This is a genomic window from Dyadobacter ginsengisoli DSM 21015 (assembly GCF_059568735.1).
Map to the genome: position 1 here is coordinate 217,458 of NZ_JCANTY010000012.1, position 25,986 is coordinate 243,443.

A 25,986-nucleotide genomic window follows, 5' to 3' on the forward strand; every position below is an offset into this window, starting at 1 on the left:
TGAATGGATGTTGAATATGAAATTGAATAACAACCCCCTGCGAACGTGGATTTTCCTGTTGCTGCTCACCATCACCCAAACCCTTGCACATGCGCAGTTTGGCACATTGAGCCCGCAGTCAAAAATCAGCCTGGTGACCATTGGCCCCGGACAGGAGCTTTATTCGGGATTTGGCCATAGCGTGATCTGGATTTACGATCCGCTTAATGGGCTGGACAGGGCTTACAATTACGGGAGCTTCAGAGGCGACTTTGCCTCACCGACTTTTTACATTGAGTTTTTACGCAGCACGCTGCCTTATTACGTTTCCGTGGCACCGCTGGCGCCGCAGGCCGCTTATTGGCAAATGGAGAACCGTTCTATTTCAGAGCAGGTCTTAAATCTTTCTCTTGCACAAAAACAGCGTTTTTATAATTTTTTGGAAACCAATCTCCTTCCGGAAAACAGGGAATATCAATACAAATTCTTTTTTGACAACTGTGCCACCCGCCTCACTGTCGGGCTCAAAGAGGCCTGCGGCGATAGCCTCATTTACAACGGCTACACAAAGGAAAAACTGAGTTTCCGTCAATGGATCGACCGGTATGCATACAAACAGAATCCCTGGGCTGATTTCGGGATGGACCTGGCTATTGGCGCTCCTTCGGACGAAATCGCTACGCCTGAACAGGCGACTTTTCTTCCCGACAACCTGGCTGCGGCGTTTGCGGATGCGAAAGTCAAAACGGCAAACGGAATGGTACCGCTCGTTTCCTCCACGCAATCGCTTTTTGCTGCTTCACCGGGACCACCACCCAGCCCGTTTACCCCTACTGTCTTTTTTTGGACACTGGCCATTGTGACGCTCGCCTTTACATACTGGCAGATCCGGGCCAACCGGGTGAATTTTGTTTTTGACAAAATCCTTTTCGGCATTGCCGGTACCGCCGGGTGGATACTGCTGCTGCTCTGGTTTGGGACTAATCATGGCGTAACGGAATGGAATTACGATATCCTGTGGGCCTTCCCGCTCTGGATGCCATTGATTTTCTTTTTTTCCGAAAAGAAGAAACCCGGCTGGTTTCAATTTCTGTTGATTTTTTACGCATTTCTCTTACTTTGCGCAACAGGAAATCTCGCGAAACACAACTTTGTAGCGATTCCGATTCTGGCCACCCTTATCATCAGGGTGTATTACATTAACAATTCACTTTCTAAAATCCCCTCAAAGGAGTTAGCGTATGGATCTGGAGTTTCTGACACAAAAAACAATTGAAATAGTAAGAAAGGCTTCTTCATTTATACAGCAGGAGGCAGCGCTTTTTTCCCGTGACAAGATTGAGTATAAGGACCTGAACAACCTCGTTTCCTACGTCGATAAGGAGGCCGAAAAGCTGCTTGTCGCCGGGTTGCAGGCGCTGTTACCAGAAGCCAGCTTCATCACCGAAGAGGGGACAACCGGGCTGGAACCTGACCCTGAGGCATTGAACTGGATTATTGATCCTCTTGATGGCACGACAAACTTTATTCACGGTATCCCGGTGTATTGCGTGAGCGTGGGCCTAGCCCGCGGAAAAGAGCTGCTACTGGGTGTCATTCACGAACCCAGCCTCAATGAGATGTTCTACGGCTGGCATGGCGGTGGCGCATGGTGCAATGAAAAAAAACTCAGGGTATCGACCGTTCCCCGCCTGCAGGACGCGCTGATCGCGACCGGCTTCCCGTATTACAAGTTCGAAAAGCAGAAGCGATATATGTACATTCTGGAACTGCTGATGCAAAAAACCCACGGTATACGCCGCATGGGCGCCGCAGCCGTGGATCTGGCATACGTCGCAGCAGGCCGGTTCGACGGTTTTTATGAATACAATCTCAATTCCTGGGATATGGCTGCGGGCGTGTTGCTTATCAAGGAAGCCGGAGGTATTGTAACGGATTTCAACGGCGGCGACAACTATCTGTTCGGCGGCGATATCATAGCTTCCGCGGGGGCGCATCGCGAATTAGTCGAAGTCATCAGCGAAAACTTCTGAACGGTTCTTAGGCCAATGTGGCATTGAGTCAGGAGTTTTTTGAACAATGCGTCATTCTCTAAATCATTCCCCGTTCCAAAGCGGATCATTCAGTCATCTAATCTTTATTAAGGCCATGGACATTAACCAACTCCGCTACCCGATCGGTGACTTCCAATCGCAGGGCAGCTACTCGCATGCTGAGATAAAATCGAACATTCAGACGATCAGCGCATTGCCTTCCAAGTTTATCAACCTGCTTGGCAATTGGGATGACGCCAAACTGGACACTCCTTATCGCCCGGGCGGTTGGACGGTCCGTCAGCTGATTCACCACGTCGCAGATAGTCACATCAATGCTTACACCCGATGCAGGCTGGCATTGACAGAAGATAATCCTACGATCAAACCCTACGAGGAACAGCTCTGGGCTGAATTGCCGGATGCAAAAACTGCCCAGGTTGAATTATCGATACAGCTGCTGCGCTATGTTCATTTGCGTTGGGTGCTGCTCCTCAACTCAATGGATGAAAAGGATCTCGCAAGAACATACTTTCATCCCGGCTCGCAAAAGACGGTTCGCATGGACGAGGTGATCGCAAATTATGCCTGGCATAGCGAACACCATTACCAGCATGCCTACCGGTTGGCGCAGCGGAACAATTGGCTGTAACTTCCTGTTCTTAGTTCATGGACACGCAGCAAGTTATTATCTGGATCCTTTTTCTGAGTGCCGCCGGCTATATGGGCTGGCGTATCTGGAAAGCATTCGACCGGCGAAACAGCGGTGGCTGTGCCAAAGGGTGCGGCTGTGCTGCTGATAAAGTGACTTCGGTTAAAATCAAATAGTGTTTGTTTTGAAATGCACAAAGTTACATTTCAAAATGCAGGAGGCCCCGTCGGGGCCTTTTTTATGCGTCCCTGACTTAATTGCTAGACACGAATGGAATGCCAGCGGTGCGATCTACCGTTCCGCCGACATTCCATTCGTGTCTTTCGGCCGATACCCGAAAGATCTCCTCTTTATATAAACTGCCCAGTATAAACAACAAAAGGCCCCGGTGGGGCCTCCAGTCTCTCCTATTAAATCTTCAAATTACAATGCGCCACCTTTGATTTCATCCACTACTGCGGGATCCAGCAAAGTCGAAGTATCACCCAGATTGCTGACGTCGCCTTCCGAGATCTTCCGTAAAATACGCCGCATGATTTTACCGGAACGTGTTTTCGGCAGACCCGATACGAACTGGACTTTGTCCGGCTTTGCGATTGGTCCGATGATACGGGATACCGTTGCCGAAATGTCCTTTCTGAACATCTCAGGGTCGTCGGGCGTGTGCTCGGTAATGACGTAGGCATAAATTCCCTGTCCTTTGATGTCATGCGGATAACCTACCACAGCAGACTCCACGACACCCAGGTGCATATTGATCGCATTCTCCACCTCCGCAGTGCCGATCCGGTGACCTGAAACGTTCAGAACGTCATCAACCCGACCGGTAATGCGGTAATACCCGTCCTCGTCACGCAAACAACCATCGCCAGTGAAATACATACCCGGATATGTTGAGAAATACGTCTGGCGGCAGCGTTCGTGATCGCCATAGGTAGTACGGATGATGCCGGGCCAGGGGAATTTAATACAGAGGTTACCACTCACACCGTTGCCTTCGATTTCCTGTCCGCTTTCATCCACCAGCACCGGCTGAATACCTGGTAACGGCAATGTCGCATACGTAGGTTTCTCGGGTGTGATTCCTGCCAGCGGCGAGATCATAATACCTCCGTTTTCAGTCTGCCACCACGTGTCTACCAACGGACAATGATCGCCACCGATATTGGTTTTATACCAATGCCATGCTTCCTCGTTGATCGGTTCGCCCACAGAGCCCAGTTTACGCAGTGAAGAAAGGTCATGTCCTTTCACATAATCCAGGCCGAAGCTCATCAATGAGCGGATCGCCGTTGGAGCGGTGTAGAGAATGTTGACTTTGTGCTTTTCCACGATCTGCCAGAAACGGCCGGCATCGGGGTAAGTAGGCACGCCTTCAAACACCAGCGAAGTGGCGCCGTAACAAAGCGGGCCATACACAATGTAGCTGTGCCCGGTAATCCAGCCGATATCCGCAGTGCAGAAATGCACCTCGCCCTGCTCGTATTGGAACACATTCGCAAATGTATAGGTAGCATATATCATATATCCGCCGCAGGTATGCACTACCCCCTTAGGCTTTCCGGTAGAGCCGGATGTGTATAGAATGAAGAGCATGTCTTCCGCATCCATCGGCTCGGCAGGACATACCGAATTCACTTGCTTGACTTCCTCCTCCCACCACAGGTCACGGCCTTTCAGCATGTGAACCGGGGTGCGGGTCCGGGTCATAACAATCACATTCTTCACCGTCGAGCATTGAACAAGCGCCTCGTCCACGGTGTCCTTCATCGGGATCACCTTCGAACCACGGAATGCGCCGTCCGAAGTGATCACCATCGTACAGGCGGCATCATTGATGCGGTCTGCAATGGACTTTGCAGAAAAACCACCAAATACGACCGAGTGTACCGCTCCGATACGCGCACAAGCCAGAACTGCCACGGTGAGTTCCGGAACCATCGGCAGATATATACAAACCCGATCGCCTTTTTGAACACCATGCTTTTTCAGCACGTTGGCAAAACGGCAAACCTGGTCAAACAATACATGATAGGTTAATGTTACCGCCTGATCCTCGGGATTGTTAGGCTCCCAGATGATCGCGGGCTGATCGCCGCGTTCAGCAATGTGACGGTCCAGCGCATTCTCTGTGATGTTCATCACACCACCTTCAAACCATTTCGTACGCGCTTCATGAAAGTCCCAGCTAAGCACTTTCTTCCACGGTTTACGCCATTGAAATTGTTGAGCTACTTCTGCCCAGAAGCCTTCGGGATCGTCCACACTTTGTTTGTAGGCAACCTGATACTCTTCAAAGGTCTTAATTTTCATGATCAATAAAGGTTTAACTTAGGGAAATTTAGGATTTGGCTGCCAAGTTATAATTTTCATTTGGTTAGTCCTACTTAGCCGGAAACTGTCTGACAGACACTTGGAGGCCATTTTACTGATAATCAATTCATAGCGAAAGCCCAACAATTGTTATCATTCTAATAATATTTCAAAAATCCATTTCATTGCTCCCCACTCCCGGGGCAGGCCAAAAAGATGTACTTTCGCGCTTCGAACCAGTTGAACAAATGAATATCCATCCCGATAAGGCCCCTGCACACCGGGCAGAAGAAGGTTTTTCAGAAGAAGAGATCGCTTTCATACAGGCGCATCTGCATGACAACCCGGGCGAGCTGATCCTGAAAGCAGGCAAGTACAAAGGGCTCGACGTAAAAAAGCTCGCCATGCAGATCCAGTCGCGGCAAAAGGCACTTAAAAAACTACCGGAGTGGTCGGCCCATGAAAAGTTGATCTTTCCCCCGGCATTATCGGTGGAACAATGCTCTTCGGAGGCTACCGCGCATTACAAGGGAAGCCTTGCTTCCGGTAACAAACTGGTCGATATAACGGGCGGGATGGGTATCGACTGCTACTACATGAGCCGGAACTTCATGCAAACGCATTACTACGAGCATCAACCTCAGGTCGCAGCTACCGCTACATTTAACTTCGCTCATCTGGGCGCGTCACACATTCACGTACACACGGGCGACTCCCTCGAAGCCATGGTGAGCGGAGGGATTACCACCGACTGGCTTTACGCCGATCCCGCACGCCGGGATGCCAACAAGGAAAAAGTGGTAAAACTCGCGGATTGCACCCCGGATGTCGTGACCAGCCTGCCGACATTCCTGCAAGCTGCCCGACATATTATGATCAAAACCTCGCCCCTGCTTGATATCGATCTCGCCGCGAGAGAGCTGCAAAAACTCAAAGAAGTCCATGTGGTCGGTTATGAGCAGGAATGCAAAGAGCTGCTCTTCGTACTCGACCGCGACCTGGAAGGGCTGGACTTTATCATCAAGGTGCGTGTTGTAGATGCGGACGGCAAGCCTGTTTACCTTCTCGATTTCGACCGTGAAGGCGAGCGTGCTGCCGTCCCGAGCTATGCGCCGCCGCTCCATTATCTGTATGAACCGCACGCAGCCATACTCAAAGCAGGCGCATTCAAAACCCTCTGCACGGCTTACCGGGTTGATAAACTCGCGGTACACAGCCAGCTGTACACATCGGAGCAGTACGTGACGGATTTCCCGGGGCGTATCTTCAAGGTCATGGCCGTTTGTAAACCCGACATCAGGGAAATTTCCAAATATATCCCGGCAGGCAAAGCCCACATCACTACGCGAAACTTCCCGGCTAAGCCCGAGGAATTGAGAAAGAAGTGGAAACTAAAAGATGGTGGCGACCATTACCTGTTCGCCACCACCCTCGCCGATCACTCCAGAGTCGTGATCGTTTGTATCAAACCCGACTAAAGAAATTTCTCTTCGTAGACCTTTTCAGAATAGCCCAGGGTCACCGCTTTACCGCTGGCGTCCTCGATTAAAGGTCTTTTAATGGCCGAAGTGTAGGAAACCAGCAATGCCGCCGCCGATTTCTCGTCGGTAACCTTCGCCTTTTCCTCTTCCCCCAGCTCCTTCCAGGTAGTCGAAGCCTTGTTCAGGACCTTGTCCCAGGGAAATTCGCTGAACCAGCCTGATATCTTCTCGGCAGTGATGCCGTCTTTTCTGTAATCGTGGAACTGATAAGCCAAATGATGCTTATCCAACCAGGTCCTTGCTTTTTTAATGGTATCGCAATTAGGGATTCCGTAAACGGTCAACATAAAATTTACTCTGAAAATGACTTAAACTATACCTGAGTGGTGACGGCTTCTTCCACAACCTTGTCCGAATCGTGCATTTTCTGATCATCCAGCTCACCTTCCCAACGTGCAATGACCGCCGTAGCGAGGCAGTTACCGGTCACATTTACAGAAGTGCGGGCCATATCCATGAGTTCGTCGATCCCCATGATCAGCAATACAGGCCATTCGGGCATGCCAAAGTTAGCGATCGCGCCCAATAATATCACCAAAGTGGCGCGGGGAATACCGGCCACGCCTTTGCTCGTGAGCATCAGGAGCAGCACCATTGTAAACTGTTGCCCCACCGACATTTCGGTTCCGGTAGCCTGTGCCACAAACACCGTCGCCAATGCGAGATACAATGTAGATCCGTCCAGGTTGAAGCTATAACCCGTGGGCATGACGAAAGATACGATCTGCCGTGGCACGCCAAACTTCTCCATCTTTTCCATCGCCTTCGGCAAGGCCGATTCGGAACTCGTAGTAGCGAATGCAATCGAAACCGGTTCGAAAATAGCTTTGGCAAATTTGATGACCGGGATTCTCGCGATCATCGCGATCGGCACAAACACCAGCAGAATGAATACAATCAATGCACAGTATAGTGTAGCCAGCAACAAGGCCAGGTTTTTCAGAACATCGATCCCCATATGCCCCACCGTTTCGGCAATGGCCGCACCGACGCCAATCGGCGCGAAATACATGATGATCTTGGTGAGCTTGAACATAACCTCCGCCAGCAGCTCGACACCATGTACAAATTTCTCTTTCTTCACCGATGGCAGCAATGCCAGGCTTATTCCAAACAAAACACTGAAAACAACGATCTGCAATACCTCTCCGTGGTAGATGGATTTGGCAACGTTTTCAGGGAAAGAATGCAGGACGATTTCCTGCCAGGTCTGCTGATTTACTTTCGGCAGGGTCGCATTCAGGCTTTCAGGTGGGATAATCCCTACACCGGGTTTGAACCAGTTGGCAAAAACCAACCCGATGATCAATGCAAATGTGGTAACGACTTCAAAATACAACAGCGATTTCCAACCCATACGGCCTACCTGTTTCAGGTCGGAATGCCCCGCGATCCCTGTCACCAGTGTAGCGAAAAGCAAGGGAGCGATCACCGTCTTGATCATTTGCAGGAAGATCTGCCGCAGGAAATGCAGCTCGGTTCCCATCTTCGGAAAATCATAACCGATTTCCGTCCCGACCAGCATGGAGATGAGAATTGAAGTCGTCAGGTTCTTTTTAAGGACCGCGTAAACGATCAACCCTGCCAATGCCAGCCAGCGAAGACCAATCAGCACATTATCAGGCAACGGCAGGATGTCATAGGCACTTAAAACAGAAGCTATCGCGGCAATAGTAACCAGGACGATATTGACAAGGGTAATCTTGCTCTTCATACAGGAGATTTGGAATGGGAAATAGTTTGTAACGGTAAACTTATAAAAAATCAAATTAAGCCCAGCTACCCAAGGCAATGCATTTTGAACAAAACACAAAATTTATAATAGGTTTTGAACAATAAAAATGAAAGATTGTACTAAATGAAAGAAGATTTTTAAAATAAACAACTGTTTACCTCAGGCTCTCAAATGTATTGGACAAATGCAAAATACAAACAGCCAGCCCAAGCAGATTCACCGGAAAGTCGCAACCATGGTTCAATTTGGCACAAAATTTGAAACCTGCAAGATTACGGGAATATTAAATCTCCTTGAAATACGATCCGTAGATCAAAAGATGACCAAAGTTCTTGGTTGGCGCCGCTAAAATCGATATGTTCGGACAATCCATACCCCCATATCAACCTTTAAGAGCATGAGAAGCATACTGATTGCCATCGACTTTTCGGAAAATGCAGAACGCGCATTATCCGCCGCTAAAATGATTGCCGAAAAAGATGTAACGGAGCTACTGATCCTGCACGCTTATCAACCCTATATAGCGGATGTGAATGTCACACCCGGTAATGTGATGCCAGGTATAGGAGGAGCTGACTTTCTGACTCTTACCTCAGACCTGGAACAAGAATTCCGCAACCGCCTCGACGAATATGCTGAAAGCGTAGTAGCAGAAGGCTACAAGGCGCGGGCCGTGTGGGCGCTTGGCAGTATCCAATCCGCCATCGACGAGGCCATTGAAGAACATATGCCCGACCTCATCGTAATTGGACGCACGGGAACCGGTGGGTTCCTCGATAAGCTCATCGGCAGCTCTGCCACGCAAATCGCGTTGCATGCACCTTGCCCGGTGATTGTGATCCCTCCGCAGGCCGAATTGGGCAAGTTCACGAAAGTAGTGTACGCAACTCAGTTCGAATACGAGGAGAAAGATATTCTAAGGGAAGTTTTTGTACTGATGAACCAGCTCGGCGCGAACCTGACGCTGTTGAAAATCAAATCCGATTCGCAGCCTGATATTCAGCCCGACAACCAATATATTGCAGAGATCAGATCCCAGTTCGATATCCGGGAGGGCCAGATCGTGATCCGCGAAGACAGGCATGTGCTCGATGGTATCGAAGCCTATTGCGATGAGGTAAAGGCCGACCTCCTCATCGTGTCGTCGAGGCAGCGGTCGTTTATCGAAGAATTCCTGATCAATCCGAGCGTAACCCGTAAGCTGATCATCGATACACACGTACCTTTGCTTGTGTTTCACCTTAAATAGGGACTGTTTTGAATAAGACAGAAAGTAGCCGGCCCCGGAACGGCGGCGTCAGAAAATCCAAACGGTACAAAAAACGTGGCCTGCTTACGTCGCCGGGCACCCTGACATACATAGGGCCAGAAATTGGCTTAAAAACAAAGATCCGCCGCATCCGGTACAGCGAAAGCATGTACAAGGACGAGACCGTGAAATCGCTGGACGACTGCAGAGCTGCCGGGAGCAGCGAGTCTTATATTACCTGGCTAAATGTAGACGGTATCCATGAAACCCCGCTGATCGAGAAGCTGGGCACTTTCTACGCGCTCCATCCCTTGCTTTTGGAAGATGTTGTCAATACCGAACACAAACCCAAACTGGAATTGTACGACACGGGGCATTTGTTTCTTACCCTCAAAATGCTCCATGTCGATTCCGAATCTCCGATCAGCATTTCTTCGGAGCATGTCAGCTTTGTGCTGGGCAAAAACTACGTTTTATCATTCCAGGAAGAACTCACCAGCGATATATTCACAACCGTAGAGAACCGGCTGGAAGCATCCGTGGGCAAAACCCGACGCAATGGGCCGGACTACCTGTTGTTCGCATTAATAGATGTAGTGGTCGATAACTACTTCATCGTCCTTGAAAAGCTCGGTGACGCGCTGGATGCCACCGAGGATCAGGTTATCCGGGGGGAGGAGGATCTTTCCCTCAAAGATTTGTATGCGCTGAAACGCGAGCTCACGCTGGCCAGACGGCAAATATGGCCGTTGCGCGACATGGTCAATCAACTCATCCGGGAAGACAACGGTCAGATTAGCAGGGAGGCAATCCCCTACTACCGGGATCTCTACGACCACATCATGCAGGTGCTGGACACAATTGACTCTTACCGGGAACTGCTGGCCAGCCTCGTGGACGTCCATTTGTCTACCATCAGCAACCGCATGAACTCCGTCATGAAAACCCTGACGATCTTCTCAGCGGTATTTATGCCGCTGACATTTATTGTGGGGGTTTACGGTATGAATTTCGACTTCATGCCCGAGCTTAAAATGCAATACGGCTACTACTATGTCTGGGGGTTGATGATCGCGGTCACAGTGGGGATGATATTTTATTTCAAATCTAAAAAATGGATGTAGGATTGATACCTTTGTGCTCTGATTAACGCGCATTGGAATGAGTCTTACCGTCAACACATCCCCTTTTGTAACTACACAGGCCCAATATATACTAACCGACAGCCGTCAGGTCTCCTTTCCCGGTCAAAGTATTTTTTTTGCGATCAATGGCGAACGTCACGACGGTCACCGGTTCATTCCAGACTTGTATGATGCGGGTGTCAGGGAGTTTGTCGTGGAAGAACCCTCCTTTACCGGCGAGCTCCGTGAGCTGGTTTCTACCTGGGCCGACGCCAAAATCTGGATCGTAGCGTCAAGTATCCGTGCATTGCAACAGCTTGTCGCCGACAAGAGAAAACAATTCGACATTCCGGTAGTGGGCATTGCGGGCAGCAACGGCAAGACGATCGTCAAAGAATGGCTCGTCCAACTGCTCTCGCCTGGTAGAAGCATTATTGCAAGTCCGAAAAGCTACAATTCGCAGATCGGGGTACCGCTATCGGTATGGAACCTGGGCAAGGAGCACACGGTCGGCATTTTCGAGGCAGGGATTTCGAAAGCACACGAAATGGAATACCTGCAACCCGTAATGCAGCCTACCGTGGGTATTTTCACCAATATCGGGCCTGCTCATGATGATGGCTTCCGAAGCCGGAAACAGAAGATTACAGAAAAACTGCGTTTGTTTACCAAGGTCAAAAAGCTGATATACCGCAAGGATTACCATGAGATCGATGAGGAAATCAGTCTCATCCTCAAACCGGTGAATGCATTCCTCGAAACATTGAGCTGGGGAAGTAACTATTCCGGCGCGCATGTACAGGTAACCTTTGCGCCTCAAAAAGACAAAACCATTATTTCGCTGAAAGGAAAACTCGGCGACCACACTTTTGAAACAGGCTTCCGTGACGATGCTTCATTGGAAAACCTGACCCACTGCATTGTGTTTTTGCTTGACTTTGGCATTGAAGCTGCGACAATACAGGAGCGTATTCTGCTTTTGAAACCGGTTTCCATGCGGTTGGAGCTGAAAGAGGGTATCAACCACTCCTATATTATCGACGACGCTTACAACAACGACTTGCAGGGGCTGTCGATGGCGCTGAATTTTCTCGCACAGCAGGAACAACGTCACAAAAAAACGGTGATCCTGTCGGACGTGCTCCAAACCGGACAAACGCCGGCAGAACTATATAAACTCGTCGCACGGCTGCTGAGTGAAAAAAGCATCCACCGGCTGATCGGCATCGGGAAGCAAATCAGCAGCCAGGCAGCCCTGTTCAACATCCCCGAACAGGAGTTTTACGACAATACAGATAGTTTTCTCAAAACATTTGCCTTTCACTCACTCGCAGACACACTCGTACTCGTGAAAGGCGCCCGTCCTTTCTCATTTGAAAAGATTGTCCACAGGATACAGCAAAAGGTACACGGCACTGTCCTTGAGATCAACCTCGATGCATTGGTGCATAACCTGAACTATTACCGGGCACGGGCTGGCCAGGGCACCAGGATCATGGCTATGGTGAAAGCATTTGCTTATGGCAGCGGCAGCTCTGAGGTAGCTGCATTGCTACAGTACCATCGTGCCGACTACCTGGGCGTGGCCTACACCGATGAAGGTGTCATGTTGCGGCAAAACGGCATTACACTTCCTATTATGGTAATGAATGCTACCTTACCGACGTTTGATCTGATCTGGCAGTACAAGCTGGAACCGGAAATTTACAGCCGCCGGATCCTCAGCGACTGGATCGAATACGTCGGAAAAAAGGGCGAGCCCACGCAGGCCCCTTCCGTGCATTTAAAGCTCGATACGGGTATGCATCGGCTGGGTTTCGTAAAGGACGACTACGAATGGCTCCTGGAAGAGCTTCGTCTCAACCCGGCTATCAGCGTAGCCAGCATATTCACCCACCTGGTAGGTGCTGACGAAGGCGTGCATAACGAGTTTTCGAGAAAGCAGTACGCCCAGTTCATGGAAGGCGCCGGGCTGATCGAAGGCGCGTTGGGCTACCAGACCATTAAACACATTCTCAACTCTGCCGGCATTGTACGCTTCCCCGAATACCGCCTCGACATGGTTCGGCTGGGTATCGGGCTGTATGGCGTCGAAGCAACCGGCCAGGATCAGCGGGCATTACAGTCGGTAGGCACTTTGAAAACCATTGTTTCACAAGTCAAATATCTGACATCAGGTGAAACTGTCGGATATAGCCGGAAAGGCCAGGTGAACCACGACTCAGCCATTGCCACCTTGGCTATTGGGTATGCCGATGGTTATGACCGCGGACTGGGCAATGGTGTCGGAAAAATGTGGGTGAATGGTACCTTATGCCCTACTATTGGCAATGTATGTATGGATATGACCATGATCGACGTCACCCATGCGCAGGTAGAAGAAGGGGATGAAGTGATCGTTTTCGGCAAGGAAGTTCCCATTACGGAACTCGCGAAAACCATCAACACCATCCCCTATGAAATCCTGACGGGAATCGGAGACCGCGTCAAGCGTGTATTTTACAAAGAATAATTAACCTACTTTTCTGCTTCGGCGGCTTGCTGCATTTCTGCGTCAGCATGGTCAGGTCCGGAAGTCGTCGCTGTGGCGGCTTCCAGCTGCTGATCTTCCGCTTCAAATAAATGCGTAGCCATAACCTGATCGAGCGTCACATCGTAAAACGCCTCATGTATGTTCAATGGCTCGCTGCCAGGCGCTATTTCACATTTCACATAATCCCCGTCTTCTTGCATTTCGTAGGCATTTACATTGTCTTTCAGACTGTAATATAGAATATGGATGGCCTCCTGGCGCACCCTCGGGTCGACCAGTTTGAAGAGTGATTCGATCCTTTTATCGAAACTCCGGACCATGGCATCAGCACTGCCTCCGTATACCAGCGGATTACCATTCTGGTGGAAGTAGAATATCCGTGAATGTTCCAGAAAATCCCCTACTAATGAGCGGACCGTGATATTTTCGCTCAACCCCTTGCGTTTCGGCCGCAGGCAGCACATGCCCCGTACGATCAAACGAATGGGAACGCCTGCTTCGGAAGCTTTGTACAGTTCATAGATCGTGTCCCTGTCTTCCAGGGAGTTGATTTTAATACAAATACCGCTTTTCAGGCCGGCTTTCGCATTCTCCGCTTCCTGCTGGATCAGTTCGATCAGCTTCGCACGCATGTAGCGTGGGGCAGTAATGAGGTTTTGGTATTCCGAGGGGATCGAATGCCCTGTAATGACATTGAAAAACTCGGAAATGTCATGGGTATATTCTTCATTGGAAGTCAAAAGACCAGTATCAGTATAGAGTCTCGAGGTATCCTCATTATAGTTCCCGCTCGATAGGTGTGCATACCGCAATACCCGGTTACCCTCATTTCTGACGATCAGTAACAGTTTGGTATGTGTTTTCAACAGACCAATTCCATAAATAACGAAACAGCCTGCCTTCTGCAACCGCTGCGCTTCTTTGATATTGTTTTCCTCATCAAAACGGGCCTTCACTTCGAATAATACGGCTACATTTTTGCCGTTCTCTGCCGCATGCAGAAGCGCCTCCGTTACGCGGGAATTTTTAGCAAGGCGATAGATCGTCAGTTTAATGGACAATACCTTTGGGTCTTCGGCGGCCTGTTCCAGCAACTGTAACACCGGTTCGAAGTTGTTGTAAGGATGATGGAGGAGAATATCCCTTTCCCGCATTACCTCGAAAATATCGGGAATACGCTCACGGTCCAGCCCCAGCGGCGGCACCGGGGGGCGGATCGGCGGAATCTGGTCTTTAAATTCCGGATGCCGGATAATGCTCCAAAGCGAAGTATAGTCGATCATCCCGTCGATCGGGAATACATTATGATCGTCGATTTCCCAGCGCTTCTTGATCAGATTGAGTAAATCCGGATTAGTATCCGGCTCCACTGACACCTGTACCACCCGACCGAGCCGCCGGCTTTTAATTTTTTGCTTGATCTCGTCAATAAAATCTGCTTCAATATCATCACTTTCTTCCAGCGTGAAATCCCCGTTGCGGATAATTCTGAACAGGTTTGTGGAAACAATGTCCACATTCCGGTAAAGCTTGTTGATATGGGTTTTGGCAATGAGTTCGATCGGCAGGAATAGCAATTCCTCCTCCCGCTCGATGACGTAAAAGCGCGGAAGATTCTGAGGGAGCTGTACAAAAGAAAGTTTCCTGTCTTCCTCAGAAGTGGTCCCCTTCACTTGCGTGATCACCCCTAAAATTAACACTTTGGCCAGCAGCACCGGAAATGCGTGCGTGTAGTCGAACAACATCGGCGTGAGCATCGGATACACCGTCCTGTCGAAATACTCTTCCATGGCCGCTTTCTCCTCCGCGGTAGTTTCATCCATTCCCGCGATACGGAAGCCATGTTTGGTAAACAATGGCATCAGCTGATCCCTGTAGCATTCATTCTGCCGGCGCACAAAATCGTGCAGCTCGCGCATCAGCACTTTCCTGAACGGGATTTCGCGCAGTCCTGAATAATCGAGGCGTTCTTTGCCAAAATCCAGATAGTTGTAAAGACTACCTACCCTGATGGTAAAAAACTCATCCAGATTGGACGAAGTAATAGCCAGAAATTTGAGACGGTCAAACAGATTGCGTTCCTCATTGGTGGCCTGTTCCAGCACGCGGTCGTTGAATTTCAGCCAGCTCAGGTCCCTGCTGATCAAATCGCTTTGCTGCATCTGCGTAATGGCCTTCTCCGATGAACTGACTACCTTGGCGTCATCCGCCGCGGTTGGTTCTTTCGGACTTTTGAAGAGCGCGAACAAATTGGTCAGCTTGCTTCTTTTTTCGTTGCTATATATAGGGTCGGATGAGCCGGACATAACGTTATGCTATTAATAAGTGTATCAGGATGGCAATAAAATTTCAACGAATCTAAACAATCTATTGTTTTCGGATCGATGAAGTTTGTGTTAAATTTTCGTTCCAAAAAAGAGAAACGGATGACCGTATCTGACAGCCATCCGTTTTCCATATTGCGGTTTGGGCTAATGGCTAGACGTCCACACGTGCATATTTAGCATTTTTCTCAATGAAGTCGCGGCGAGGGGCTACCTCATCTCCCATCAGCATAGAGAACAGGTGATCTGCTTCTGCTGCCGATTCTACGGAAACCTGCTTGAGGCTTCTGCGTTCCGGGTTCATCGTAGTCTCCCATAATTGTTCGGCGTTCATTTCACCGAGACCTTTATAGCGTTGTACGTTGACCGAATCCTCTTTCCCTCCGCCTATTGCTCTCACCGCCTCCTCACGTTGCGCCTCGGTCCAGCAGTACCGCTCTTCACGGCCTTTTTTCACGAGATACAATGGCGGCTGGGCGATATAGATATAACCCTGATCGATCAGAATCTTCATATAACGGAAGAAGAATGTCAAGATCAGCGTACGAATGTGACTTCCGTCGATATCCGCATCGGTCATGATCACGATTTTGTGATAACGGAGTTTATCAATGTTCAACGCACGTTCATCCCCATCCTTGCCGATCTGCACACCCATTGCGGTGAACATATTCTTGATCTCCTCATTCTCATAAATGCGGTATTCCTGCGCTTTCTCGACGTTCAGGATCTTACCCCGAAGCGGAAGAATCGCCTGGTAAGCCCGATTACGTCCCTGCTTCGCGGTTCCACCCGCCGAGTCTCCCTCAACGAGGTATAGTTCGCAAACATTGGGATCTGTTTCGGAGCAGTCGGAAAGCTTTCCAGGAAGACCTGTCCCCGTCAGAATGTTCTTGCGCTGCACCATCTCCCGGGCTTTCTTCGCCGCGATGCGCGCTTTTGCAGCAAGAATAACCTTGTCAATAATGACCCTGGCTTCTTTGGGGTGTTCATCCAGGTAAGTATCCAGCATTTCCGATACCACCTGGCTCACAGCACCGGTTACTTCGCTGTTTCCGAGCTTTGTTTTGGTCTGCCCTTCGAACTGAGGCTCCTGAACTTTGATCGAGATGACCGCCGTAAGCCCCTCTCTAAAGTCGTCCCCGCTGATCTCTATCTTTTCCTTCGTCAGGATACCCGATTTCTCGGCGTAGTTTTTCAGCGTACGGGTCAGAGCAGCACGGAAACCTGAGACGTGGGTACCTCCTTCAATTGTATTAATGTTGTTCACATAGGAGAACACGTTCTCGCTGTACGAGGTATTGTACATCATGGCTACCTCAACAGGTATGCTACCCTTATCGCTTTCCATATGGATCGGCTCGGGGATCAATGGCTGACGGGTTGCGTCCAGGTAGGTCACGAATTCATTCAAACCTACTTCTGAATAGAATTCTTCGCCACGGAATTTACCGTCTTCGTCTTCTTCCCGTTTATCTTCCAGGGTAATGCGAATACCCTTGTTGAGGTATGACAACTCCCGCAAACGGGTCGCTACCGTTTCGTACTTAAACTCAGTTACCGTGAAAATTGTCGCGTCCGGAAGGAAGTGGATGATGGTCCCCGTTTTGTCCGAGTCACCAATAACCCGTGTTGAATACAAGGGCTTGCCTTCGCTAAACTCCTGTTCGAATATTTTACCTTCTCGGTGTACTTCCGCGCGCAGGTGAATGGATAATGCATTCACGCAGGATACTCCTACCCCGTGCAAACCACCTGATACTTTATATGTGTCTTTATCGAACTTGCCACCGGCGTGGAGTACTGTCAAAACAACCTCCAGAGCAGATCTTTTCTCCTTGGGGTGCATGCCGGTGGGGATACCCCGACCATTATCCTTTACGGTGATCGAATTGTTTTTTTCTATCGAAACATTAATGGTGTCGCAATAACCCGCCATCGCTTCATCGATGGAGTTATCAACAACCTCCCAAATCAAGTGGTGAACTCCTTTGAAACCAGTGTCACCGATATACATCGCCGGACGTTTACGAACGGCCTCTAAACCTTCAAGAATCTGGATATTTTCAGCTGAATAGCTGTTCACTTCAAGCACTGCTTCGTTTGACATATAGTTTGTTTTACACTTGGATAAAAAGAACCATTATCTGGCTTTTTAAGCACGTAAAGATACGATTTTTTTATGGTTTTACCTAGCAAAAGCAGTATCAAACCTCCCTTCAGAGATCGTTTTCCCGGCGAATCCGCTTCCATCGCGGCAGGAGCCTGATATAGAAAACCTCATCGTTAGCGTGTCCGGCGAAATGGCCGCCGGTACTTGCAAAAGCGAGTGCCGCCACCGCAAGATGATGGGTCATCAATGCCGCTTGCTTGCGACCGGCTAACGGGCAATAGCCGGCTATTGCAACGCCAACCCATTGCCGGATGCGACCAGGGATTTATCCATCCGGTAAAATGATTTCGTCCCCTGCCCGCTCACATCCAGCACGCCCAAATCATAGGTACCTGTATCCAGATCGTCAGGCCTGATCATACTGTTGAAGCCACTTTTATAATAGTCCCCTGTGGTGATGATATGCTTTCTGGCCTCCAATTTCGGATTGGCATTCATCAGGAAGGTAGCACCGGTACCGGTATGCCGGAGCACGAGGAAACGATCGTCCCAGAAACGTTTGCGTGCGGGAAACGTATTGCTCGTCACAAAATAGTAGGTCAAATGGTCTGTCCCGTCGCGTACGACGCGCGTGATATCCCAATTGTCGAGGTACACCCCGGTGTTGACAAGCTTTGGTCCGGTTTGAAACATGGCATTCAGCTCCTCTTTTTGTACGGCGGGCTCCGGCAACTTAAAAAAGCCCTTCTTGTAGGCCGGCAACAGATAAAAGCTGCCATTGATGACGATAGTCCTTTCAACTGAAAACATATTGCGGTTGTTCGTCCAGTTGTAGACATCTGCCAGATAGGTGGTTTTCTTAGCCGCAACAATTCCCGTGAAAGCATAATGCGAGTAGCCCCAGTAAAAAATGCTCAGCGCCGTTACCAGGCCAAGTACTGATTTTTTACAAAAGAAATCCGTGTACATCACCAGGAAAATGTAGAGAATCACTGTCGATAACGACGCATAGATCTGGAACCTGCTCGCGATCGTCGTGCCCGCCCATGACCGGAACAATGCGATGACCGTACTGGTAATGAAAATGAATGCAAAAAGGGTCAGCAGCTCCACCGTCCCGGGCTTCACCTGAACCGGCCTTTTGAAATAAATACCCGCAACACGGATGGCAACCAACACCATGCATACCACAATCACTGCTCCCCAGATTGCCGACCACCATATCGGATCCGCCCACAGTGACATTGCAGAACCAATAAATCCGAATAAGGACAAAAAGAACGACAGCGCATCCTTCGGCAAATTGACCGCCTGCCCCGATTCATAACCCGCCAGATAAATAGCGAGGCAAACGATCATGAGAACACCCGTCATGATCGCATACCGAAAGTCCTTCAGGCATAAAAAAAAGAAAATAATGGCCGGAAATGAAAGAATGCCATTTCCATGCGTGAACGTGGCCAGAAAGCAGCAGAGCATTGCTCCGCAAAAGGCAGCTTTAGTGCGTTTGGAGGCCAGAATGATGGCCGAAACGGTAAATGCGGTGAGATAGGAATGCTGCATTCCATTTAAAGCCCAGCCTGAAATTTCATGGTACAACGGATGGAAAAACAGGAAAGGTGCCGGAAGAAAATAAAGCAGCGGAAGCTTTGCTTTTTTAAAATTCAGATAAATAAAATAGAAGATATAGATAATATTGATGAGCACCAAAACGATGTAAAAGCGAAAATTCAGATGTCCCGTCAATTGGTACTCCACCAAAGAAATAAACCTCGGTATCACCGCCTTATGATCGTTGAAAGTTCTGAACATTTCCTTGATCAGACCAAAAAAGTCGAGCTCCCCTTCCGAAACTAATTCTATGAACTGAATTAGGAGAAAATCATCCTGATAAGGAAAATTGACCGAAAAATGAAAGTTGTAGAGAAAGTATAAGAGTATGACAACAAAAATGGAAACCGCCGGTAAAAAACGCTGCATAACTGATAGATGTGGTTGTATAGTTCGTAAGACTATGAACGCCTCTTAGCAAATCTAAACCATTATCCCCTGTATTCGTAAACTTCATTTGCTTTTCTTAGTAACCGAAAATATCGAATTAAATTGCGGTAAAACAGACAGAGCGGAAGAAAAATCTCCCGCTCTGTCTGTTTTATACATTGGATCAACCTGTTGGTTACATTTTCTCCAGCGGGTGGTCTTTCAGCAGTTGCTCCGGCGAGTAAAAATCCTTTTTGCTTTCGGTAGCTGCCCGCACCTGTTTCACTTTTTCAGGTGAAATGGCAGGTCCTTTGTTGCCAAACGAATTCCGCACATAGGTGAGCACTGCCGCTACTTCATCATCTTTGAGCAAACCCGCGAACGGCGTCATCGGCACCTGTCCGGGATATTTCTTGCCATTCACCTCGATCGGCCCGAGCAACCCCTTCAATGCAATTTTAATCAGCCGCTCGTCGCTGCCCGTCACCCAGTTGGTAGCTGCCAGCGGAGGAAAACCGGACGCCTCCAATCCCTTGCCGTCGGGTTGGTGACAGGTAACACAATACCCTTCCTTGGCATAGATCTGCCTGCCCTGGTTGAAAAGGACCAGATCCTGCCCCTTCAGACTGGTCGCCACGACGGTCTGCTTTTCGCGCTTGACATTCTCCCCTTTCAAATGCGCTACCGCTGTGTTGTACGCATGAATAGTCCAATCGTCCAGCGCCAGCTTCTTCGCCTCCGCGAGTACAGGCAAGCCCTTTTCTTTTCCGATCCACGATGCCGCAACGATGGCCATCAGCCTCACCCGGCTGTTTTCATCTCTGGCTGCCTGCATGAGTAATTCAGCTTGGTCGGGAAGCTGGTGCCCCGTATAGCGGACCACTTGAACGGCAGCGGCACGCGCATGGTAGTCTTTCGCCTTCAGCATTTGTTTCAACAACTTCTGATCCACCTTATTCATCCCCCAGCTCACCCACAAACCTTCCAGCAAATGATGTTCGTAACGCGGGTCATTTTTGTCGAGGTTAGCCACCCACACATTCAGTTTGGACAGAACTTGTGCCACATCCCGGCCACGAAGCTCCCGGCGGGTGCGGTAGCGGGTACGGTATTCCGGTAATTTCAGATTATCCAGTAGTTCTTCAATGCTCGCCCCGTCGATCTTAGCGGGCTTCACCAGCGGACGTGACGGATACGTAATACGGTACACCCGTCCGTGCGAGTGATCGCGCAATGGGTCACGTGCATTATGCTGCATGTGTCCGATCAGGATATTATGCCAGTCGATCACATACAATGAACCGTCGGGTGCGAATTCCATATCTACCGGACGGAAATTGCGGTCCTCGCTTACCACCAGATCCTGGCGATGGTGACTTTTGTAGCCGGTACCGTCATCCGTGAGCGTGTGCTCTTTGGTTCCCAGAAAGCCAATGGTATTATTGATCAGGAAATCTCCCTGAATATCATCCGGGAAATGCCTGCTCGATACAAATTCCAGACCGGACGTCGGACGTACCCGGTGCTTATCCTCCACCAGCTGCACCGATTTGTGCGTTGCTTCGCCATAGCGCGGCAATACGGATCCCGGCAACATCCAGCGTACATCCGGGCTCGATGTTTCCGCAAAAAACGGCTGGCCCCAATCGTCGAATGCGATACCCCATGGATTGGGGATTGAAAGCTGCGCGGTCCGTTCCAGCTTTTTCCTTTGCGGCGCGTAACGGTAAAATCCGCCATTGGTGGCACGAACAGGCCCGTAAGACGTTTCAACATTGGTATGCAGGAAAACCCCTTCGCCTGAATAGATCGCCCCGGATGGGTCTACAGTGAATGCATGACTGTTGTGGTGCGTATCGTGGTCGTCAAAACCGCTCAGCAGGATCTCTTCCTTGTCTGCCTTGCCGTCGCCATTGGTATCCGAGAGCAATTTCAGATTGGTCCCCTGGGAAACGTACACCCCTTCTTTCGCAATTTCGAACCCAAGCGGCAAATGCAGCCCGTCGGCAAATACGCTTTGCTTGTCGGCTTTGCCATCGTTGTTCGTATCTTCCAAAATAATGATCTTATCGTTGGGCTTCGAATCTCCGGGTTTGTAATGCGGATAGCTCGGCATGGTCGCTACCCAGAGACGCCCCTTGTTGTCGAATGACATCTGCATGGGTTTCGCCAGATCGGGAAATTCCTGCTCCGAAGCGAAAAGTTCGATTTTATAGCCATCCGGCACTTTCAGTTTGTTTAATGCATCCTGACCGTACAGGTAAGTGAGACTCCCATTCTTCTCGGGATTAAAATTGGTTTTTACCTGCGGCAGCGTACGTGTGCTTTTATCCGCCGCCGCCAGATCTGTTTTCTCTCCTTTGGAAGCAGCAACCCAGATCGCCTGATCGCGGATATCCGTCAACTGACGGATTTTCTCGATTTCCGCAGGGTAGTTATCGGGTCCAAAAGGGTTATAGCGGCGTCCGTAAACGTGTACACCATTGGGGATCTTGAAATCATTATGCCACATCCAGTTCTTTTCGCTAACGGCATCATGCACTAATGCTCGGTTTTTGGCAGCTTTTTCAGGTGCTTTTCCAAAAATTTTGTCTGCGAGCAGCACGCCCAGCTTTTTATAGCCTTCTGCGTTTAGCTGCGAGCCATCGATTGTCAGAGGCTCTTTGGATTCCGCATACCATTTCTGTGATGGTGCAAAAGCATCCACGAAAAGCACCTCGTTCTGGTCAGCTACTTCTTTCATTGCCTGCGTGTACATCAGCAGGTTCGCGTTCTCCTTCTTACCGTTGGGCAGATCATATTTGTCGGAAAGGTCTTCGAATGCGATAGGAGAAACGATCGCCAGCTGTGGTGCCGATGTGCCATTGTACTTCTGGGCCAATGTCCATTTGATAAATGCATCGAGTTCGGCCTTGTAATTTGCCAGTCCGGCCTTTCCTTCAAACGATTCGTTGTAACCGAAGAAAGAAACAATCACATCGGTTTTCAGGCGGGTAAGCCATTGGTCCGGCGTATCGAAATGCCCTTCGCTCTGGGAAGGGTTGGCGAGCTCTGTCTGAAACTTCTCCGCGCCCGGGAATGCCCAGGGCGTGTTCCTGCTTGCGTGAGGACGGAATCCCGGGGTATCCCCGCCATCGCACATGTTGCGTATGAAGAGATTCTGATCGGGATAGCGAACATGCAATTCGGTTTCGAAATTGTCGTAATTCATCATCCTCGACCCCAGGTTGTTGCCGATCAGGGATATGTGCGCGCCTTTGGCAATGGTGATCGGGGCGGGCTGGTTCAGCCTGAATGCGCTGAATGCGATAACCGCCAGGCCAAATGCAATGAGCGACGAATAAACGCTGATTTTCTTGGGTTTAGACATTTGAAATGATTTTAAGTTGGGCTTTGGGTAGCGATTTGTGAAAACTATTTGGCTTCGCGGTAAGGTACCTGGATATCCATTTTGCCTTTCCATTCTTTCGGAACCTTCAGTCCCAGTTCATAATGGATCGCATTGATGACGAGCCTTTGGAAAGGTTCCAGCCTGAAATCCTCCGGGTGACCAAGTGTAGTCATGAATACCCGTCCTCCAAACGAGTTGGTACCTGTCCAGGCAACGGGGTTTTCGATCGCCTCCTTGTCCGGGTTCACTGATTTGCCCATCAACAACCAGGTAGAGCCTTTTGTAGGATAATCGGGTAGCACCCGATACAACCATGAGCGCGCATGGAATGGACCCTTCACACCCGCGAGGATAGGGTTCTTGGCCTGTTCCGCGATTACAGTCACATCGGTACTGCTATTGTGGCCGTAATGCGTATGTTTCGCTGCTCCGCCCCATCCCGGAGGCGAATTCAGTGCAAACTCACCGAATGCATTCCATTTTTCGCTTTCATGCCCTTTCGGAAAATTGAATGCGTGGGTAGTGGTCCGGAAACCCATTACCGGTTTACCAGTTTTGAGATAAGCTTCGATATGCGCAAGCTGGTCCGGCGGCAGCTGACGCCAGCGCAGGTAAAAAACTGCCAGATCGGCGTCTTTTAATGCTTCTAGGCCGGGAATGTTCTTTTCGCTGTTATGGTCCGGGTTGGCTTTCAGGACGATGGTACGCATGCCGTAGTTCTTTTCCAGTTCGGCGGCAACAATTGGCAGGGTTTCTTCCCCGCTGTATTCGTGATCGCCGGTAACAAAAACGACCAGCGGTTTTTTGTCTTTTTTAGCGGATTGCGCGACCACCGAATGCACACCGGCCACCACTGCAAATGCCGCAAAAAGGAAGCATATGCAGAACTGTTTCAATTTCATGATGAAAGGATTAAGGTACAAGCTTATTGAGTAAAGAGATATAATCTAGAAGACTCCTAAATGCAATTTTTCCCCTAGTTAGTTATAATTGAATTCTCAGGTATCCTGTGTTATCCTGCACAAAGCCATTGCAGGGCCGGTCGGCGCTGCCGGAGCTAATAAATCTGCTGATATGCAATAGTCCCTCTAAAATCAATAGGTGGAAACTATCTTTAGCAACTTGCCATTGCTAAAAACCAGTTCGTGCTGATACATCTGAATGGTGTCGCCCGAGAAATTCACCTTTTCAAATGCGGGGTAACGTTTCAGGCTCTTTTCTATTTGGTTCTTTGAGAAGTCGGTGGTGTTGATGATTGAAATGATCCCTGCGAATTCATCTTTTGTTTTTACATAACCATCTTTCATATAGGTAATCGTCACTGCCTGATCTATAATGATGCAGCCTTCAACAATCACCAGCAAAAACAGGAGTCCTCCCAGTATACCAACAACCAATTTTTGCTTTTTATTGAATGACATATCCGACTTAATTGTTCGTTTCCTATCGTAGTCGTAAAATCCAAAATATCGGTCATTCCTGCAAAAACTCTTTCAATTCCTCCCTTAACGCATGATAATACTTCAATTTCTGCGCAATGATATCCTCTCCTGTCATTCTCGGACGGGTATTACACGGCGGGTCATAGTTGCCGCGAACTACTGTAATCTGGACCGTATCGCCGGGTCGCAACTCCGCATTTAGCCATTCCATGTGTACGTCTTCAATGCTGTTAAGCCCACTTATCGTGATATTGAGCTCCTCCTCCGGATTGTCCCCTCGGCGCATGGCATCCAAAATACAGGTTACGACATATTTACCTGCATCCATACCGGCTCTAATCGGTTGTTTGTCATTTATTTTGATTTCAAAACCGTGTCCCATAGAGGCTGCAAAAAATCTTCGTGATTGATTTCCAAGTATGTGCAAGCGATATCGCAGGCAAATAATGCCAAAAATTAGCGGAGCAGCAAATTGTTCACTACACCTCCTCAATACCAAACGGGTTCAAAGAAATCTGAGCCCCAATGTCTGCGAAGACATCGACAGATCTACACCGGCCTCTTTTTACAAATGCGGCGTCTGTGTTGAACTCCGTTTCGCGTTGGAGGTGGCAGATAGTGCTTACTTTTTTAAACATTGGATCAGATTCCACAGTTGCGTACTATCGGGTCGAGTATTCCGGATAGCAAGCCAAATCGGTGCATCGATACCCCATTCGATGATGGTCTTTAACTTTTCTGCGTCATTATTTGTGAAGACCGCTATCCAGATTGCGACCGGGAACGCGCCCCACTTTTTTGAGATCACTCCCCGTGAAAGGCTTCTTCTAATACCGGCCTTTTGATTTGCATCAAGACTGTCTGCATTGCACACGCTTTCCATATTAATGATGAATGCAGGAAGCAATGTTGCCAAGGCTGTCGAAGTTGCCGCTGGCAGAGCATTGCCTGTCGGCAACCAATTTTTTGACAGTGACCGATAAGTGCCCATACCTTCATAAATGCACTCCCAGAGGATACTATCCTTGAAAGTCCTTAATTCGAGATGAACGCTTTTCATCCACTCTTTATGGAACAGATGGGTCATTTCATGTGCAAACAACCGATCGATCCGATTGGCATTGTCAGCCGATTTGGCATTGCCGTAATTGGCCTCCAATACCGACAAATCGAAACATATCGTCTCATTGCCAAAAGTGAACGTATCATCTACGCCTCCTAAGCCCGTTAGGATCGCTACTTTTTTGATCATTATGCCATCGAACGGCACCGCCAAGGAATCGATCATGTACTCCCAGTAGGCTTCGCGACTAGCTATTAATGCATACCAATCCCTTTCTGCAACGGAAAAATGCTTTGTCAGAATAGCAATTGAATCATTCGAACGACCGTTTCGGAAATCTAAAATACGCTTCCATTCCGCACCAGTATTTTTGTCTTCCGGCACACTTCTGACATCGATACGATCGCCGTAAGCTCTTTTTTGAACCTGTCCGGCAGTAATATGCCAGGCGGCGATCATACTAAGCAGGATGGAAGTTTTAAGCAAGAATAAAGTCATATCACACGCGACGATG

20 protein-coding genes are annotated in these 25,986 nt (G+C 49.1%); 8 read left to right on the forward strand and 12 right to left on the reverse strand.

What is annotated here, in order from left to right; translation table 11 throughout:
* Window positions 1-16: 16 nt before the first annotated feature.
* The 4 genes from BP71_RS34635 (at window position 17) to BP71_RS34650 (ending at window position 2,840) form a co-directional block, all read left to right on the forward strand.
* Window positions 17-1,255, forward strand: a complete 1,239-nt coding sequence (locus tag BP71_RS34635; RefSeq protein WP_496386258.1) for a lipoprotein N-acyltransferase Lnb domain-containing protein — start codon at window positions 17-19, stop codon at window positions 1,253-1,255.
* Window positions 1,221-2,012, forward strand: coding sequence for an inositol monophosphatase family protein (locus tag BP71_RS34640; RefSeq protein WP_496386259.1), 792 nt, complete (start codon window positions 1,221-1,223; stop codon window positions 2,010-2,012). Before BP71_RS34635 ends, BP71_RS34640 begins: the two co-directional genes overlap by 35 nt.
* A gap of 115 nt (window positions 2,013-2,127) precedes the next feature.
* Window positions 2,128-2,664 (forward strand): YfiT family bacillithiol transferase, encoded by a 537-nt coding sequence (locus BP71_RS34645; protein WP_496386260.1) that lies wholly within the window; start codon window positions 2,128-2,130, stop codon window positions 2,662-2,664.
* 17 nt (window positions 2,665-2,681) lie between these two features.
* Window positions 2,682-2,840, forward strand: coding sequence for a FeoB-associated Cys-rich membrane protein (locus BP71_RS34650; RefSeq protein ID WP_496386261.1), 159 nt, complete (start codon window positions 2,682-2,684; stop codon window positions 2,838-2,840).
* Window positions 2,841-3,087: 247 nt separating this feature from the next.
* Here the strand turns inward: BP71_RS34650 and acs are convergent, their stop codons facing one another.
* Window positions 3,088-4,977 (reverse strand): acetate--CoA ligase, encoded by a 1,890-nt coding sequence (gene acs, locus BP71_RS34655; RefSeq protein WP_496386262.1) that lies wholly within the window; start codon window positions 4,975-4,977, stop codon window positions 3,088-3,090.
* Window positions 4,978-5,225: 248 nt separating this feature from the next.
* On the opposite strand from acs, the gene BP71_RS34660 reads away from it, so the two are divergent.
* On the forward strand, window positions 5,226-6,455 hold the full coding sequence (locus tag BP71_RS34660) for a THUMP-like domain-containing protein (RefSeq protein ID WP_496386263.1): 1,230 nt from the start codon (window positions 5,226-5,228) through the stop codon (window positions 6,453-6,455).
* Here the strand turns inward: BP71_RS34660 and BP71_RS34665 are convergent.
* Both BP71_RS34665 and BP71_RS34670 read right to left on the reverse strand, forming a co-directional pair.
* Window positions 6,452-6,805 (reverse strand): ArsC family reductase, encoded by a 354-nt coding sequence (locus BP71_RS34665; RefSeq protein ID WP_496386264.1) that lies wholly within the window; start codon window positions 6,803-6,805, stop codon window positions 6,452-6,454. The two genes, BP71_RS34660 and BP71_RS34665, sit on opposite strands and share 4 nt — an antisense overlap.
* Before the next feature lie 26 nt (window positions 6,806-6,831).
* On the reverse strand, window positions 6,832-8,232 hold the full coding sequence (locus BP71_RS34670; RefSeq protein ID WP_496386265.1) for a dicarboxylate/amino acid:cation symporter: 1,401 nt from the start codon (window positions 8,230-8,232) through the stop codon (window positions 6,832-6,834).
* Between the two features lie 418 nt (window positions 8,233-8,650).
* On the opposite strand from BP71_RS34670, the gene BP71_RS34675 reads away from it, so the two are divergent.
* The 3 genes from BP71_RS34675 to BP71_RS34685 are packed head-to-tail and all read left to right on the forward strand — an operon-like array spanning window position 8,651 to window position 13,138.
* Window positions 8,651-9,502, forward strand: coding sequence for a universal stress protein (locus BP71_RS34675; protein WP_496386266.1), 852 nt, complete (start codon window positions 8,651-8,653; stop codon window positions 9,500-9,502).
* 8 nt (window positions 9,503-9,510) lie between these two features.
* Window positions 9,511-10,626: a magnesium/cobalt transporter CorA gene (corA, locus tag BP71_RS34680; RefSeq protein ID WP_496386267.1), complete on the forward strand. Its 1,116-nt coding sequence runs from the start codon at window positions 9,511-9,513 to the stop codon at window positions 10,624-10,626.
* 37 nt (window positions 10,627-10,663) lie between these two features.
* Window positions 10,664-13,138, forward strand: coding sequence for a bifunctional UDP-N-acetylmuramoyl-tripeptide:D-alanyl-D-alanine ligase/alanine racemase (locus BP71_RS34685; protein ID WP_496386268.1), 2,475 nt, complete (start codon window positions 10,664-10,666; stop codon window positions 13,136-13,138).
* 5 nt (window positions 13,139-13,143) lie between these two features.
* Here BP71_RS34685 and ppk1 read toward each other — a convergent pair whose 3' ends face one another.
* The 9 genes from ppk1 to BP71_RS34730 all read right to left on the reverse strand — a co-directional run bounded on the left by ppk1 (window position 13,144) and on the right by BP71_RS34730 (window position 25,970).
* Complete coding sequence (gene ppk1 / locus BP71_RS34690) at window positions 13,144-15,465, reverse strand: polyphosphate kinase 1 (RefSeq protein ID WP_496386269.1); 2,322 nt, start codon at window positions 15,463-15,465, stop codon at window positions 13,144-13,146.
* A gap of 172 nt (window positions 15,466-15,637) precedes the next feature.
* Complete coding sequence (gene gyrB / locus BP71_RS34695; protein ID WP_496386270.1) at window positions 15,638-17,593, reverse strand: DNA topoisomerase (ATP-hydrolyzing) subunit B; 1,956 nt, start codon at window positions 17,591-17,593, stop codon at window positions 15,638-15,640.
* Between the two features lie 109 nt (window positions 17,594-17,702).
* Window positions 17,703-17,840: a hypothetical protein gene (locus BP71_RS34700; protein WP_496386271.1), complete on the reverse strand. Its 138-nt coding sequence runs from the start codon at window positions 17,838-17,840 to the stop codon at window positions 17,703-17,705.
* A 41-nt stretch (window positions 17,841-17,881) separates the two neighbouring features.
* Entirely contained in the window at window positions 17,882-19,576 is a 1,695-nt protein-coding gene (locus BP71_RS34705; protein ID WP_496386272.1) for a hypothetical protein, read from the reverse strand.
* A gap of 196 nt (window positions 19,577-19,772) precedes the next feature.
* A complete protein-coding gene (locus BP71_RS34710) occupies window positions 19,773-22,946 on the reverse strand; it encodes a PVC-type heme-binding CxxCH protein (RefSeq protein ID WP_496386273.1) in 3,174 nt (1,057 codons plus the stop codon).
* Window positions 22,947-22,990: 44 nt separating this feature from the next.
* Window positions 22,991-23,869, reverse strand: coding sequence for a ThuA domain-containing protein (locus BP71_RS34715; RefSeq protein WP_496386274.1), 879 nt, complete (start codon window positions 23,867-23,869; stop codon window positions 22,991-22,993).
* A 192-nt stretch (window positions 23,870-24,061) separates the two neighbouring features.
* A complete protein-coding gene (locus tag BP71_RS34720) occupies window positions 24,062-24,388 on the reverse strand; it encodes a hypothetical protein (RefSeq protein WP_496386275.1) in 327 nt (108 codons plus the stop codon).
* Between the two features lie 52 nt (window positions 24,389-24,440).
* Complete coding sequence (locus BP71_RS34725) at window positions 24,441-24,737, reverse strand: hypothetical protein (RefSeq protein WP_496386276.1); 297 nt, start codon at window positions 24,735-24,737, stop codon at window positions 24,441-24,443.
* 294 nt (window positions 24,738-25,031) lie between these two features.
* Complete coding sequence (locus tag BP71_RS34730) at window positions 25,032-25,970, reverse strand: hypothetical protein (RefSeq protein ID WP_496386277.1); 939 nt, start codon at window positions 25,968-25,970, stop codon at window positions 25,032-25,034.
* Between the last annotated feature and the right edge of the window lie 16 nt (window positions 25,971-25,986).